Source organism: Pseudomonas sp. 382 (assembly GCF_002759075.1).
Lineage (GTDB): Bacteria > Pseudomonadota > Gammaproteobacteria > Pseudomonadales > Pseudomonadaceae > Aquipseudomonas > Aquipseudomonas vlassakiae.
On the sequence record NZ_PEMX01000012.1, the window covers coordinates 56176 to 70491 of the forward strand.

17 protein-coding genes are annotated in these 14316 nt (G+C 61.0%); 2 read left to right on the forward strand and 15 right to left on the reverse strand.

What is annotated here, in order from left to right:
- Positions 1-49 precede the first annotated feature (49 nt).
- From tolB to CQW31_RS15675, 13 genes are all read right to left on the reverse strand, one after another.
- Complete coding sequence (gene tolB, locus CQW31_RS15615) at positions 50-1330, reverse strand: Tol-Pal system beta propeller repeat protein TolB (RefSeq protein WP_176507941.1); 1281 nt, start codon at positions 1328-1330, stop codon at positions 50-52.
- 17 nt (positions 1331-1347) lie between these two features.
- A complete protein-coding gene (tolA, locus tag CQW31_RS15620) occupies positions 1348-2427 on the reverse strand; it encodes a cell envelope integrity protein TolA (RefSeq protein ID WP_371858384.1) in 1080 nt (359 codons plus the stop codon).
- Positions 2424-2876 (reverse strand): protein TolR, encoded by a 453-nt coding sequence (gene tolR / locus CQW31_RS15625; protein WP_008090221.1) that lies wholly within the window; start codon positions 2874-2876, stop codon positions 2424-2426. The genes tolA and tolR overlap by 4 nt, the downstream gene beginning before the upstream one ends.
- A 14-nt stretch (positions 2877-2890) precedes the next feature.
- Positions 2891-3586 (reverse strand): protein TolQ, encoded by a 696-nt coding sequence (tolQ, locus tag CQW31_RS15630; protein ID WP_054883398.1) that lies wholly within the window; start codon positions 3584-3586, stop codon positions 2891-2893.
- 2 nt (positions 3587-3588) lie between these two features.
- Positions 3589-4041, reverse strand: coding sequence for a tol-pal system-associated acyl-CoA thioesterase (ybgC, locus tag CQW31_RS15635; RefSeq protein WP_054883399.1), 453 nt, complete (start codon positions 4039-4041; stop codon positions 3589-3591).
- A gap of 124 nt (positions 4042-4165) precedes the next feature.
- Positions 4166-5212, reverse strand: coding sequence for a Holliday junction branch migration DNA helicase RuvB (gene ruvB, locus CQW31_RS15640; protein WP_054883400.1), 1047 nt, complete (start codon positions 5210-5212; stop codon positions 4166-4168).
- Positions 5209-5826 (reverse strand): Holliday junction branch migration protein RuvA, encoded by a 618-nt coding sequence (gene ruvA, locus CQW31_RS15645; RefSeq protein WP_099814856.1) that lies wholly within the window; start codon positions 5824-5826, stop codon positions 5209-5211. The genes ruvB and ruvA overlap by 4 nt, the downstream gene beginning before the upstream one ends.
- A 109-nt stretch (positions 5827-5935) precedes the next feature.
- Entirely contained in the window at positions 5936-6460 is a 525-nt protein-coding gene (ruvC, locus tag CQW31_RS15650; RefSeq protein ID WP_099814857.1) for a crossover junction endodeoxyribonuclease RuvC, read from the reverse strand.
- Between the two features lie 168 nt (positions 6461-6628).
- Positions 6629-7375 (reverse strand): YebC/PmpR family DNA-binding transcriptional regulator, encoded by a 747-nt coding sequence (locus tag CQW31_RS15655; protein ID WP_054883403.1) that lies wholly within the window; start codon positions 7373-7375, stop codon positions 6629-6631.
- Between the two features lie 109 nt (positions 7376-7484).
- Positions 7485-9260 (reverse strand): aspartate--tRNA ligase, encoded by a 1776-nt coding sequence (gene aspS, locus CQW31_RS15660; RefSeq protein WP_054883404.1) that lies wholly within the window; start codon positions 9258-9260, stop codon positions 7485-7487.
- 94 nt (positions 9261-9354) lie between these two features.
- Positions 9355-9576, reverse strand: coding sequence for an FmdB family zinc ribbon protein (locus CQW31_RS15665; RefSeq protein ID WP_043209521.1), 222 nt, complete (start codon positions 9574-9576; stop codon positions 9355-9357).
- A 92-nt stretch (positions 9577-9668) separates the two neighbouring features.
- A complete protein-coding gene (locus CQW31_RS15670) occupies positions 9669-9995 on the reverse strand; it encodes a ribbon-helix-helix domain-containing protein (RefSeq protein ID WP_054883405.1) in 327 nt (108 codons plus the stop codon).
- A gap of 149 nt (positions 9996-10144) precedes the next feature.
- Positions 10145-10618: a Dps family protein gene (locus tag CQW31_RS15675; RefSeq protein ID WP_003254783.1), complete on the reverse strand. Its 474-nt coding sequence runs from the start codon at positions 10616-10618 to the stop codon at positions 10145-10147.
- Between the two features lie 277 nt (positions 10619-10895).
- On the opposite strand from CQW31_RS15675, the gene CQW31_RS31960 reads away from it, so the two are divergent.
- Positions 10896-11489: a cold-shock protein gene (locus CQW31_RS31960; protein ID WP_054883406.1), complete on the forward strand. Its 594-nt coding sequence runs from the start codon at positions 10896-10898 to the stop codon at positions 11487-11489.
- 39 nt (positions 11490-11528) lie between these two features.
- Here CQW31_RS31960 and CQW31_RS15685 read toward each other — a convergent pair whose 3' ends face one another.
- Entirely contained in the window at positions 11529-11735 is a 207-nt protein-coding gene (locus tag CQW31_RS15685) for a SlyX family protein (RefSeq protein WP_054883407.1), read from the reverse strand.
- A 1-nt stretch (position 11736) separates the two neighbouring features.
- Positions 11737-12156 carry an HIT domain-containing protein gene (locus CQW31_RS15690; protein ID WP_099814858.1) on the reverse strand — a complete coding sequence of 140 codons (420 nt, stop codon included), beginning with the start codon at positions 12154-12156 and terminating at the stop codon, positions 11737-11739.
- A gap of 741 nt (positions 12157-12897) precedes the next feature.
- On the opposite strand from CQW31_RS15690, the gene CQW31_RS15695 reads away from it, so the two are divergent.
- A complete protein-coding gene (locus tag CQW31_RS15695) occupies positions 12898-14181 on the forward strand; it encodes an OprD family porin (protein WP_099814859.1) in 1284 nt (427 codons plus the stop codon).
- The last annotated feature ends 135 nt before the right edge of the window (positions 14182-14316 follow it).

Genomic DNA, 14316 nt, shown 5'->3' on the forward strand with positions numbered 1-14316 from the left:
ACTCCTAATGAAACCCCAGTGTGTTAAGCAAAAACGTATTACGCCGCAATCAGTTCAGGTAAGGGGACCAGGACGGTTCTCTGACTTCGCCTTGAGCGGTAGGAAGTGGGAGCCTCACACGGCCGTTAAGCGACACGAGCATCAAGACTCCCCGGCCCTGCTGGCGGGTGGCGTAGATTAGCATGGTGCCGTTAGGCGCAACAGTGGGCGACTCATCAAGACTTGTTTCCGAGAGAATCTTTACACTTCCGCGCTGCAAGTCCTGTGCCGCCACCTTGAAGTTGGTAAAGCCTTGCTGACGATGGATCATCACCAAGGTCTTTTCGTCCGCCGACAGTTTCGGGTTGGCGTTGTAGTTGCCCACGAACGTTACACGCTCGGCACCACCACCGCTGACCGATTGCTTGTAGATCTGTGGCTTGCCACCGCGGTCGGAGGTGAAGTACAGGGTGTTGCCATCCTTGCCCCAGAACGGTTCGGTGTTGATGCCTGGGCCGGCGGTCACGCGGCTGATCTGGCGCGAGGCCACGTTCATCACGTAGATGTCCGGGTTGCCGTCCTTGGACAGCACGAACGCCAGGCGCGAACCATCAGGCGACCAGGCAGGTGCACCGTTCAGGCCTTCGAAGTTGGTCACCTGCTCACGGCGACCGGTATCGATGTTCTGCACGAAAATCCGCGGGCGCTTCTGCTCGAACGACACATAGGCGATACGCTTGCCGTCCGGCGCGAAGCGTGGCGACAGGATCGGCTCACGCGACTGCAGCAGGGTTACGGCACGGGCACCGTCGTAGTCCGAACGCTGCAGGGTGTAGCGGGTGTTGTTGGTGGAGAAGCGCTCGGCCGTCACGTACAGCATGCGGGTAGAGAATGCACCCTTGATGCCGGTGAGCTTTTCGAAAGACTGGTCGGCAATGTAGTGCGCCATGTCGCGCAGCTGGTCGGTGCTGCCCGCCACGCTACCGGTCAGCACTTGCTGCTCGGTGGCGACGTTGAACAGCGCGTACTGCACCTGCAGGCGACCGCCCGAAGGCACGATGCTGCCAACCATCACGTACTGGGCACCCAGCGCTTTCCAGTCGCGGAAGATGACTTCGCTGGCCTGGGTAGGCTGGCTGATCATGTTCTGACGCGGGATCGGCGAGTAGTAGCCCGAATTGCGCAGGTCATTGCCAATGATGTCGGCGATGTCTTCCGGCAGCACACTGCCACCCTGCAGACCGAACGGCACTACCGCGATGGGCGTAGCCCGATCGCTGCCGCTGGTGACCAGGATGTTCTTTTCCTCTGCCATGGCCATGCCAGCCACGCAGCAGAGCATGACCAGCATTCCTCGAAGGAGTTTAATCACAACGCTAGATCCTCAGGTGTAAATGTCATCTTGAACGAACGATAACGATTGAAATCGCTCGGCTTCATACCCTGCATCTCGGTCAAGCGACCGATGTTCTTCACTGCTGCCACCGCCGAACTGTCGAACGGCCCATCGCCGCTGGACTTGATCACGCTGACACCGGTGACGGTGCCGTCCGGCAACATGTTGACCTGCAGGGTCACCGTCATGCCCTTACGCGCGGAAGGCGGACGTGCCCAGCCCTCGGCCGCGCGCATGCGGATCAGGTCGTCGAAGTCGCCGGCCACCTGGTCACCCTGCTCGTCAGCCAGGGCCTGCTGCCGCTCGGTGGTGTCGGACAACAGCTCGGCCAGTGCCTGAGCTTTCTTGTCTTCCGCCGACTTGCGGGCCGCTTCCTGTGCTTTCTTCTTCTGTGCATCTGCAGCGGCCTTCTTCTTGGCCTCTTCAGCTGCCTTTTTCTTTGCTTCCTCGGCCGCCGCTTTCTTCTTGGCGTCCTCGGCTGCTTTCTTCTTCGCCTCCTCGGCGGCCTGCTTCTTGGCCTCCTCGGCTGCTTTTTTCTTGGCTTCTTCCTCGGCCTGCTTCTTCGCCTCTTCCTCGGCCTTCTTCTTGGCGATGTCAGCCTGCTGCTTCTCAGCGGCCTTCTTCGCCTCTTCGGCTTTCTTGGACTCGGCGGCTTTCTTGGCTTCGGCAGCCTTCGCAGCCTCCTCGGCCTTCTTGGCTTCGGCGGCCTCGCGTGCTTCTTCAGCCTTTTGAGCGGCGTCGGCTTTCTTTTGTTCCGCGGCCTTGATGGCCTCCTGCTCGACCTTCTTCTGCTCCAGCTGCTCGACTTCGGTCTGGCGCGAGGCGGTTTTCTTCGCCTCCCCGGCAATCTTCTGATTGGTCTGGGTAGTCGCCTGACTCTTGGACTTGAGCTGATACAGGGTAGCCTGAACGATCGGCTTGGAAGGCGGCAGTTCAGGCGTCATGGCAAAGCTGACGAACAGCAGGGCGAACACCAGCACATGCAGGCCGATGGCCCAGACACTGGGCCAGAAGTAGCTTTCCGAGGCGGATGGCTCTCGCTGTTGCATCAGGGCGCCTCGGTAATCAGGCCAACGTTACCGACACCGGCCTTCTGCAACCCGCCCATGGCGCCCATGACGGCGCCGTAGTCGACAGCCTTGTCGCCTCGAATGAAGACCTGGGTCTGCTTGCCCTGATCGCGACCGGCGGCAATGATCTTGGTCACTGCGCTGGTCATGTCCGGCAAGGTCATGGCCTTGTCCATCTGCTTGTCGGTATCGACTTCGCTGCCGAGGTTCCAGTAGTAGGTCTTGTCGGCCTTGATGGAGATGGTGAGGATCTGGACGTTGTTGTCCTGCGGCAAGGCTTCGCTGGAAACCTTGGGCAGGTCGACCTTCACGCCCTGGTTGAGCATGGGCGCCGTCACCATGAAGATGACCAGCAGCACCAGCATCACGTCGATGTAGGGCACCACGTTCATCTCGGCGACGGGCTTGCGTTTGTGGCGAACTCGGGCCATGGGCTTCTACCTGATTACTCTTCGCTGGTGTGCACTTTGCGGTGCAGGATCGCCTGGAACTCGTCGGCGAAGGTGTAGTAACGGCCGATCAGCACTTCGCTGCGCGCCGCGAAACGGTTGTAGGCGATCACCGCAGGAATGGCCGCGAACAGGCCGATGGCGGTGGCGACCAGCGCTTCGGCGATACCCGGGGCAACAGTGGCCAGGGTGGCCTGCTGGGCACTGGCCAGGCCGCGGAACGAGTTCATGATGCCCCACACGGTACCGAACAGGCCGATGTACGGGCTGGTCGAACCTACGGTGGCGAGGAACGGCAGGCTCTGCTCGAGCTTTTCTTCTTCACGCGAGATGGCCACGCGCATGGCACGCGCCACGCCTTCCATGACCGCGTCCGGATCAACCCCCTGCTGCTGACGCAGGCGCGAGAACTCCTTGAAGCCGGCACGGAAGACTTGCTCCACACCGGAGTCCGGGTCCGGGTTGCTGCCCGCCTGACGATACAGCTTGGACAGGTCGATACCCGACCAGAAGCGCTCCTCGAAGGCATCCAGCGCACGGCGACCAGCGCGCAGCATGGTGCTGCGCTGGAAGATCATGATCCATGAGGTGACCGAGGCGGCCACCAGGGTCAGCATTACCAGCTGTACCACCACGCTGGCATTGCTGACCAGACTCCACATGGAGGTATGGTCGACGACGTTAGCTTCCACGCTTATTCTCCTGCGTTCGATTGATTACCCGAGCCGTCCGCCACAAAGGCGTCGCGCAGCTCCGGGGGTATGGCTCGGGGTTTGAAAGTGTCGGCGCGCACGGCGGCCACCAGGAACTGCCCTTCGCAGAGCAGCGTTTCATCTTTTTCCCGCCAGACCTGCTGCACGAAGCGCAGGCTGGCGCGATTGAGTTCAAGTACTTGCGCGGTGACCCTCAGCTCGTCATCAAGGCGTGCCGGCGCGTGATAGCGGGCTTCGCTGGAATGAACCACGAACAGCAGGTTGTCCTCGGCCAACTGCGCCTGGGAAAAGCCCAGATGCCGCAGGCGCTCGGTGCGCGCGCGCTCCATGAATTTCAGGTAATTGACGTAATACACCACGCCACCGGCATCGGTATCTTCGTAATAGACGCGACAACGGTGTGCGAACGGTTCCAGGCCATTTTGCGCGCGCATACTCTAGTGCTTACTCCTCAGCTTGCCAATCCGCTGCGGCAACTGTTTTTGTTCATTAATGTCGAATTGCCAGCGCACCATCGGCATGCCAGCGGTAGGACCACGAAAAGCAGATTTTGATCGGTCACTCATCGCCTGGCTCGGAAAATTCGGCTGGCCCGCCCAGGCTGCCAGGCACATTCAAGCCAAAGTGCAGGTAGGCATGCCGGGTTACCACGCGGCCGCGCGGGGTGCGCATGATATACCCCTGCTGGATCAGATAAGGTTCGAGCACATCCTCGATGGTATGCCGCTCCTCGCTGATGGCCGCAGCCAGGTTGTCCACACCCACCGGACCACCGTCGAACTTCTCGATCATGGTCAGCAGCAGGCGGCGGTCGGAATGGTCGAAACCACGCTCATCGACGTCCAGCAGGTTCAACGCCATGTCGGCAACAGCCTTGGTGATCTGGCCCTTGCCGCGCACCTCGGCGTAGTCGCGCACCCGGCGCAACAAACGGTTGGCGATACGTGGCGTGCCACGGGCACGCCGGGCGATCTCATAGGCACCGTGGTCCTCGATGGACAGGCCAAGGATGTTGGCCGAACGGCTGACGATGGTCGCCAGGTCCTTGTCGCTGTAGAACTCCAGGCGCTGGACGATACCGAAGCGGTCACGCAACGGATTGGTCAGCATCCCGGCCCGGGTGGTAGCGCCAACCAGGGTAAACGGCGGCAGGTCGAGCTTGATCGACCGGGCCGCAGGGCCTTCGCCGATCATGATGTCCAGCTGGAAGTCCTCCATCGCCGGGTACAGCACTTCCTCGACCACCGGTGACAGGCGGTGAATTTCATCGATGAACAGCACGTCATGCGGTTCGAGGTTGGTCAGCATCGCCGCCAGGTCACCAGGCCGCTCGAGGATCGGCCCCGAGGTGCTCTTGACCGATACGCCCATCTCCTGGGCGATGATATTGGCCAGGGTGGTCTTGCCCAGCCCGGGCGGGCCGAAGATCAGCGTATGGTCGAGCGATTCGCCGCGCCCACGGGCCGCCTGGATGAACAGCGCCATCTGCTCGCGCACCACCGGCTGGCCGATGTACTCGTCCAGGCGCAACGGGCGGATCGCACGGTCCTGGACTTCTTCACGGTCGCGGCCACTGGCGGCGATCAGACGGTCGGCTTCGATCACTTGGCAATCATCCCTTTAAGGCTGCGACGAATGAGTTCCTCGCTGCTCAGGCCGGCCTTGTCCTTGATCGCGGCGATGGCCTTGCTCGCTTCCTGCGGTTTGTAGCCCAGAGACACCAGGGCACTGACCGCATCAGCCTCAGCGGAAGACTCGCTGGCCAGCGGCAGTGGGCCATCGGAGACCAGGGTGAACATGGCCGGAGAGGTTTCCCAGGCCTTGAAGCGGTCCTTCAGTTCAACCAACAGGCGCTCGGCAGTCTTCTTGCCAACGCCTGGCACGCGCACCAGAACCGCAGCATCCTGAGCTTGCACGCAGCGCACCAGCTCGTCCACTTCCAGGCCGGACATCAGCGCCAGCGCCAGCTTTGGGCCCACACCATTGAGGCGAATCAGCTCACGGAACAGCTCGCGCTCGCGCTTTTCGGCAAAACCGTACAGCAGGTGGGCGTCTTCACGCACCACCAGGTGGGTATGCACGGTCACCGACTCGCCAACCTTCGGCAGACGGTACAGGGTTGTCATCGGCACTTCCAGCTCGTAGCCTACGCCGTTGACGTCGATAATCAGGTGCGGCGGCTGTTTTTCCGCCAGGGTGCCGCGCAAACGTCCAATCACGTTCCGATCCTTCCTCTCGGGGAGCCGGTCGAAGACCGCTCAACCCTATCAGCAAATGCACCGGGAGAATGGTTCACCCGGACAAAATGTGTATCAGCGCATGAAGCGCTTACAGACGCAAGCGCCCGCCTCGCCGCCGCGCCGTGGCCAGGCCGTGGGGCACCAGGCTGGAGCGGGTATGGGCATGGCACATCGCGATGGCCAAGGCATCCGAAGCATCGATCTGTGGCTTTTGGGTCAGCTTGAGCAGATGCATGACCATCAACATCACCTGTTCTTTATTGGCCCCACCGCTGCCAGCGACGGCCTGCTTGACCTGGCTGGCGCTGTATTCGGCGATCTCCAGCCCGGCCTCGATGGCAGCAACGATGGCCGCGCCGCGAGCCTGGCCCAGCTTGAGCGCCGAATCGGCGTTGCGTGCCATGAATACCCGCTCGATGCCCATGGCCACCGGGCCGTGCTGGGCGATGATCTCGCTGACACCGCGAAAGACAATCTGCAACCGCTCAGGCAACTCGCCGCTGCCGGTGCGAATGCAGCCCGACGCCACGTACTCGCAACCACGGGCGGTCTGGCGGACCACACCGTAGCCGGTGATGCGCGAGCCGGGGTCGATACCAAGAATCAGAGTCATAGGGCCCGTCGATAACAATTGATGCATCAATGCAAACTGTAACGGCCCTTTCCCGGGTAAACCCGCTCCCACAGGTATGTGCAGTACCTGTGGGAGCGGGTTTACCCGCGAAAGGGCCGGTGCAAGCAACGAAAAGCTTACATGCCTGAATAGAACAGCCAGAACACCTTAGCCGAGTTTTTCCATGATCTCGTCGGAGATCTGCGCATTGGAGTAGACGTTCTGCACGTCATCCAGGTCTTCGAGCATGTCGATCAGCTTGAGCACTTTCTCGGCGCCCTCCTGGTCCAGTTCCGCGCTGGTGGTCGGCTGCATGACGATTTCCGCGTCGGCGGCCTTGAAGCCCGCCTCTTCCAGCGCGTTACGCACGGCATAGAAGTTGTTGAACGAGGTGAAAACGTCGAACGATCCGTCGTCGTGGGCCACCACGTCGTCGGCATCGGCCTCCATTGCGGCCTCCATCAGGGCATCTTCGTCGATGCCCGCAGCGAAGCTGATCTGGCCCTTGCGCTCGAACAGGTAGGCGACCGAGCCGTCGGTGCCGAGGTTGCCGCCACACTTGGTGAAGGCATGGCGCACGGCGGCAGCAGTCCGGTTGCGGTTGTCGGTCATGGCCTCGACCATGATCGCCACGCCACCCGGGCCGTAGCCTTCGTAACTGAGCTCTTCGACGTTGTCGCTTTCGTTGGTGCCAGCACCACGGGCCACGGCGCGATCGATGATGTCGCGGCTCATGTTGGCGCCCAGAGCCTTGTCCAACGCCAGGCGCAGGCGCGGGTTGGAGCCTGGGTCGGCACCACCCTGCTTGGCCGCGACGGTCAGCTCACGGATCCACTTGGTGAAGATCTTGCCTCTCTTGGCATCCTGGCGCTCTTTGCGGTGCTTGATGTTCGCCCACTTGGAATGACCAGCCATAACGACTCCGAATCCTTGAAACAGAAACAGGTTCCGCCCCGAAGGGCGGAACGTGGGAATACTGCGCCGAAGCGCCGGGGCGCACCCGCCGGGATGCGCCCGGGGCCGATTACTCGACCTTGGTCTGCTCGCGCAGACGGATGTGCAGCTCGCGCAGGGCCTTGGCGTCGACCATGCCAGGCGCCTGGGTCATGACGCACGCGGCGCTCTGGGTTTTCGGGAAGGCGATCACTTCACGGATCGACTGGGCGCCGGTCATCAGCATGACCAGACGGTCCAGGCCAAAGGCCAGGCCGCCGTGAGGTGGCGCACCGAATTTCAGGGCGTCGAGCAGGAAGCCGAACTTCTCTTCCTGTTCCGCAGCATCGATGCCCAGCAGGCGGAACACCGCTTGCTGCATCTCCTTGCGGTGGATACGGATCGAACCGCCACCGAGCTCGGTACCGTTCAGCACCATGTCGTAGGCACGGGACAGCGCGGTGGCCGGGTTGGCCTCGAGTTCTTCCGGGGTGCACTTCGGCGCGGTGAACGGGTGGTGCAGCGCGGTGAAACTACCGTCTTCGTTCTCTTCGAACATCGGGAAGTCGACGACCCACATCGGCGCCCACTCGCAGGTCAGCAGCTCGAAGTCGTGACCCAGACGGATACGCAGCGCGCCCAGGGCTTCGCTGACGACCTTGAACTTGTCGGCACCGAAGAACACGATGTCACCGTCGACGGCACCAACGCGGTCGAGGATGTTGTTGAGGTTGGCCTCAGGGATGTTCTTGACGATCGGCGACTGCAGGCCTTCGACGCCCTTGGCGCGCTCGTTGACCTTGATGTAGGCCAGACCCTTGGCACCGTAGATGCCGACGAACTTGGTGTACTCGTCGATCTTGCTGCGCGGCATGCTGGCGCCGCCTGGCAGGCGCAGTGCGGTGACGCGGCACTTCGGATCGTTGGCCGGGCCGGCGAAGACCTTGAACTCGACATCCTTCAGCTGGTCGGCGACGTCGACCAGTTCCAGCGGGATACGCAGGTCAGGCTTGTCGGAACCGTAGCGGCGCATGGCCTCTTCGAAGGTCATGTGCGGGAACTCGCCGAACTCCAGATCCAGCACTTCCTTGAACAGCTTGCGGATCATGCTCTCGGTGAGGCCCATGATCTCGGCTTCATCGAGGAAGCTGGTCTCGATGTCGATCTGGGTGAATTCCGGCTGGCGGTCAGCACGCAGGTCTTCGTCGCGGAAGCACTTGGCGATCTGGTAGTAGCGGTCGAAACCGGCAACCATCAGCAGCTGCTTGAACAGCTGAGGCGACTGCGGCAAGGCAAAGAAGCTGCCTGCATGGGTGCGGCTCGGCACCAGGTAGTCACGGGCGCCTTCCGGAGTGGCACGGGTGAGGATCGGGGTTTCGACGTCGAGGAAGCCGTTTTCATCGAGGAACCGACGGATGCTGCTGGTGATGCGCGAACGCAGGCGCAGCTTGTCGGCCATTTCCGGGCGACGCAGGTCGATGAAGCGGTAGCGCAGGCGGGTTTCCTCGCCGACGTCGGAGTATTCGTTCAGCGGGAACGGCGGCGTTTCCGCTTCGTTGAGCACGTTCAGCTGGTAGCCGAGGATCTCGATGGCACCGGACGCCATGTTGGCGTTCACTGCGCCTTCCGGGCGCTTGCGCACCTTGCCGGTGATCTGCACGACGTACTCGCTGCGCACGCGGTCGGCGGCGGCGAAGGTTTCGGCGCGATCCGGGTCGAACACGACCTGGGCCATGCCTTCGCGGTCACGGATGTCGAGGAAGATCACCCCGCCGTGGTCCCGGCGACGATGGACCCAGCCGCAAAGGGTGACTTCCTGGCCGTCCAGGCTCTCGTTCAGTTGGCCGCAATAATGGCTGCGCATCATGATGGTGGTTTCGCTTCTCGTGATTCGTGTATTCGTTGGAGGCCTTGGCCGCCCGGAGGGCTAATACTGCAGGACCCGGCTACTGCAATTCAACTCAGTCGGCCTTGTCGCCGCCTGCCAGGTTCTTTTTTGCCCCGGTCTTGAAGTCGGTTTCGTACCAGCCGTTGCCACTCAGGCGGAAGCCAGGGACCGACAGCAGTTTCTTCAATGCCGGCGCCTGACAGGCCGGGCAGTCGGTCAGCGGCGCGGCGCTGATCTTCTGCAGCACCTCCATCCGGTGATCGCAGGAAGCACATTGATAGTCATAAAGGGGCATGAACGTCTCTCGTCAACCACAACGCTGGCTGCCGGGGCAGCAAAAAGCGGGATTATATATGGTTAACCGACACTGCGCAGCCCGCCGGGCGATCAGCGTGCACTCGGCGGATCACGCAACCAGGCGACACAAATCACCCGGATCAGCCCGCTGAAGTTACGCACCCCACCCTGACGCAGGTGCACTTCACGGTCGACATAAGACAGCACGGCGCTGACCGAGCACTGGTTCGCCGCGGCGATCTGCTCGAGGATACCCCAATACACCGTCTCCAGGCGCAGGCACGTGGAAAAACCGTTCAACCGCACCGAGCGCGATACCGGCTGCGTCTGCAACATGTCGAAATCGGCCTTGAACGGGTCGATGCACTGCTTGCCAGGCCAATGCCCCAACTTCACCGCACGCTTGACTGCTTGCATCGCACCACCTCCTCAGTTCATCAACTGGGGCTCAATGAAGCGCAGAGCGAGGCGCGCAAAGCAGCGGCAAAACCTTCCCGCACAAGCGAAAAAGCCCGACTGGAATGGATTCAGCCGGGCTTTCTGACAGGTCCTACACGATTAGCCGTTTATTTACCGTCGAGCAGCACCCGCAGCATCCAGGCGGTCTTTTCATGCACCTGCATGCGCTGGGTCAGCAGATCAGCAGTGGGTTCATCGCTGACTTTGTCCACCACCGGGAAGATGCTGCGTGCAGTGCGCACCACGGCCTCTTGCCCCTGCACCAGCTGACGGATCATTTCATCGGCAGGCGGCACACCTTCCTCCTCCTTGATCGAGGAGTGCCGTGCGTAGAAGGCGTACGAACCTGGCGCCGGGAAGCCCAGTGCACGGATCCGCTCGGCGATCGAGTCGACCGCCAGCGCCAGTTCGTTGTACTGCTCTTCGAACATCAGGTGCAGGGTGCGGAACGATGGGCCGGTGACGTTCCAGTGGAAGTTATGGGTTTTCAGATAGAGCACATAGGTATCCGACAACAGGCGGGAAAGCCCATCGACGATGGACTTGCGATCTTCTTCACTGATACCGATATCGATTGCCATGAAGTTCCCCTTTCCATAAGGCTTGATGATCAAGCAGGTACTACACACTGTATCAATGCCTGGCGCAAGGCGCCCATGACACAGGGCAAACCATCGGTGCTTGCCGGCTGCGGTTTGAGAAGCCCCCGCCTTTGCTGTTAAATAGGCACGGTGCCACCCGTGCGGACTGTCATTGCCGGGTGCATAGGCTGGCCTCCACGTGTTCGCGCTTTACACCTCATGCGCACCGTGCCGCCAGCTCTTCCTGTGATCGGCCTTATCAACTGTGAGCCAACCCATGTTCAAGATCGTCCATCTGGTGACGGGCGTTGCGGCTTTGCTGCTATCGCTCATACCCAGCCTCAAACCCGACGCAATACCCTTCCTGCAGCAACCCGACGCGGTCTATCTGACCCTGCTGGGCCTGCTCAACCTGCTGCTGGCCCCGGTGGTGCCACTGTATTACCGCGGTGCGCGGCAACAGCTGCAATACCTGGCCTGCGCCCTGCTGGTGGTGGCCGTGGTCCTGCAGACCCTGACCCTGCTGGCACGCCCGGAAATGGGCAACCTGGCGGCGCTGGTCTGCGCCGCGCTGGCTGTCGCCATGCACCTGGTGGCCGGCTTCGCCCGCAGCAGCAAGAAAGCACGCGCCAGCCAAGGTGCGCCACTGGAAGCCGGCAAGCGTGATACCGGCACCGTTAAGTGGTTCAACACTTCCAAAGGCTTCGGGTTCATTTCCCGCGACACGGGCGACGACATCTTCGTGCACTTCCGCGCGATCCGCGGCGAGGGTCACCGCATCCTGGTCGAAGGCCAGCGCGTGGAGTTCTCGGTGATGCATCGCGACAAAGGCCTGCAGGCCGAAGACGTGGTCGCGGTGAACCGCCGCTGAGCCCGCACCGCCCTGGGGCAAGCCCAGGGCGGCCACTCATCAATAGTGAGGTGGCGGCGCCTCTTCCCCTTCGCTGCCAATCTGCCCGACCATCTCTTCATACCGCTTGATCAGTTCGGCCATCTGCAGTTGCAGACGCTCGATGACCCGCCCCTGCTCGACCACCACATCATTCAGCGCCTGGATCGTGTCGTCCTGGAACGCCTGACGGGTTTCCAGCTCGATGATGCGCAACTCCGCCGACATGTCAGACCTCCTGATAATCATGGGTCAGGAGCGCACGCAGACGCTGACGAATGGCGTCCACCTGCTCCGGTGCATAGCCAACGGCCGGGACCTTGCCCCAGACCGGCGCAGGCCAGGCTGGATCGCCATGACGGCGCACGATCACATGCATGTGCATCTGGCTGACCACGTTACCCAAGGTGGCCACGTTCATCTTGTCGGCGGCGAACGCGTGCTTGAGCGTTTCGGCCAGGTAGGTGGTTTCTTTCCACAGCTGCGCCTGGTCTTCCTGGCTGAGGTCGAACAACTCGCTCACACCCTCACGCCTGGGCACCAGTATGAACCACGGGTAATTGGCATCTTTACTCAGCAGCAGGCGGCACAGCGGAAAGTCACCCAGCACCAGGGAATCCTGCTGCAAACGCGAATCCATATCAAACACGATCAATCTCCAAATAATAATCCGATGCGCCAAGGATACTCTGCTTCGCCCCGCCCGAGCATGCTGACAAACGCATGAATGCACGCTTTAAGCCCATGAATACTCACGACTTGCACAACTGCGGTAACACAGCGCTACTTTTCGCACCAAAATGAGGCCGCCCAAGTGTGCGGCACTACGCTTCTACCCACATCAACCACTCAGGATCAACAGTCGACGGTAACACATTGACTTTTATGGCAGGTTTTTCCTTCAACCTGCCGAATGAGACCGGCACACCATCAGACAACTCCCGCCCAGTAATTGCGGCACTTTCCGACCTTTGGCGGCCGGTTCTGTGAAAATTTCATGAACCGTTGTTAATTTTGAGCATGCTTGTTGCATTCTCTCCACGCCAAGTCGGCACGACACCTGCATTGACCAGGTGACGCGACAAATAACAACAGCGAGATTGGGCACACCAGGGAGTTTCCCAGCCAGAATCTGTAGTTACAGAATTCTTACGGCGATGGGACAGCGCTGGCGTTGTACGACCCGGTTAATCGGGGCGTGATTTGCGACATGGAAATACCTGAAAGCGACATGACCATAAAGTTCCCGCAAGGATAAATTTTGCCATATCGCCAAGAACAGTCAGCGTGCTATACATTTCCGCCGACATAACAAGAAAGAGCTGTTCCATATAACTAAAAGACTTGGACGCAGCGGTACTCTTCCTAAAAACCAAAGGAGCAAATCACGATGCGCGTGATGAAGTGGAGCATGATCGCCCTGGCCGTTGCGGCAGGGACCTCACAGATGGCAGTGGCCTCGTCCCAGGACGAGTCCAAGGGTTTCCTCGAAGACAGCAAGCTGAACGTCAAGACTCGCATGCTGTACTTCAGCCGTGACTTCCGTAACAACGAGCGTGACCCTGATACCGGCGCTCGTCAGAGCCGCGTTGAAGAAACCGGCCTCGGCTTCCTCGGCACTTATGAATCCGGCTTTACCCAAGGTACTGTCGGCGTGGGCGTTGACGCCATTGGCATGCTCGGCTTGAAACTCGACAGCGGCAAAGGCCGCGCCGGCACCGGCCTGTTCCCGCTTGATTCCGACGGCCGCGCGCAAGACGACTATTCCAAGGGCGGCGGTGCAGTCAAGTTCCGCATCTCCAACACCGTATTGAAAGTAGGTGACCAGCTCACCGCTCTGCCTGTGTTCGCCACCGACGACAGCCGCCTGCTGCCGGAAATGGCCGAAGGCGCCCTGATCACCAGCAACGAAATCAAAGGCCTGACCCTGAACGCGGGTCGTTTCACCGCACTTGACGCCCAGGCCGAGACCAACCACGACAGCCTGCACCTGACAAAGGCCGATGTTGTCGGTGGCACCTACGCCTTCACCGACAATCTGTCGACCAGCCTTTACTACTCCAAGGTCGAAGACTATTGGCGCAAGTACTACGCCAACGTGAACTGGGCGCTGCCAATCTCCGACAAGCAGGGCCTGGTGTTCGATTTCAACATCTATGACACCAAGAGTGATGGCTCGGCCAAATACAAGGCCTTCGATGGCGGCAAACTGGACAACCGTGCATTCAGCCTGTCCGGCGCCTACAACATCGGCGCCCACACCTTCACCCTGGCTTACCAGAAAGTCTCCGGCGACGGTGACTACGGCTACGGTGTAGACGGCGGCGGCACCATCTTCCTGGCCAACTCCGTTGCCCGTTCCGACTTCAACGCCGAAGACGAGAAATCCTGGCAGGCTCGCTACGACCTGAACTTCGCCGAATTCGGTATCCCGGGCCTGACCTTCATGACCCGTTATGTACGTGGTACCGACGCCAACGTGGCCGGCACCAGCAACGGCAAGGAATGGGAACGCGACGTAGACGTCAAGTACGTCCTGCAGGAAGGCCCGGCCAAGGACCTGAGCTTCCGCGTTCGTCAGGCCACCTACCGCTCCAGCGATGGCGTCTACTACGGTTCGAGCTCGATCGACGAACTGCGCCTGATCGTCGAGTACCCGCTGAGCATCCTGTAAGCCTGGCTTACAGTGCCCCGCACCTGAAAAAGCCCGGCACACTTGCCGGGCTTTTTCTTGGCTGACAACTGCCACGCCCTGGGGCATTCTGTACGCCTTCGTTTCGCCCCCGTACAATGCGGGGCTATTTCAACG

Bases quoted from the DNA above. Each gene is read 5' to 3' on its own strand.
- tolB (WP_176507941.1), bottom strand. From the start codon at position 1,330: ATGCTGGTCATGCTCTGCTGCGTGGCTGGCATGGCCATGGCAGAGGAA.
- ruvC (WP_099814857.1), bottom strand. From the start codon at position 6,460: ATGACTCTGATTCTTGGTATCGACCCCGGCTCGCGCATCACCGGCTAC.
- CQW31_RS15655 (WP_054883403.1), bottom strand. From the start codon at position 7,375: ATGGCTGGTCATTCCAAGTGGGCGAACATCAAGCACCGCAAAGAGCGC.
- CQW31_RS15670 (WP_054883405.1), bottom strand. From the start codon at position 9,995: ATGCAAGCAGTCAAGCGTGCGGTGAAGTTGGGGCATTGGCCTGGCAAG.
- ybgC (WP_054883399.1), bottom strand. From the start codon at position 4,041: ATGCGCGCGCAAAATGGCCTGGAACCGTTCGCACACCGTTGTCGCGTC.
- tolR (WP_008090221.1), bottom strand. From the start codon at position 2,876: ATGGCCCGAGTTCGCCACAAACGCAAGCCCGTCGCCGAGATGAACGTG.
- CQW31_RS31960 (WP_054883406.1), top strand. From the start codon at position 10,896: ATGTTCAAGATCGTCCATCTGGTGACGGGCGTTGCGGCTTTGCTGCTA.
- aspS (WP_054883404.1), bottom strand. From the start codon at position 9,260: ATGATGCGCAGCCATTATTGCGGCCAACTGAACGAGAGCCTGGACGGC.
- CQW31_RS15695 (WP_099814859.1), top strand. From the start codon at position 12,898: ATGCGCGTGATGAAGTGGAGCATGATCGCCCTGGCCGTTGCGGCAGGG.
- CQW31_RS15675 (WP_003254783.1), bottom strand. From the start codon at position 10,618: ATGGCAATCGATATCGGTATCAGTGAAGAAGATCGCAAGTCCATCGTC.
- CQW31_RS15665 (WP_043209521.1), bottom strand. From the start codon at position 9,576: ATGCCCCTTTATGACTATCAATGTGCTTCCTGCGATCACCGGATGGAG.
- CQW31_RS15685 (WP_054883407.1), bottom strand. From the start codon at position 11,735: ATGTCGGCGGAGTTGCGCATCATCGAGCTGGAAACCCGTCAGGCGTTC.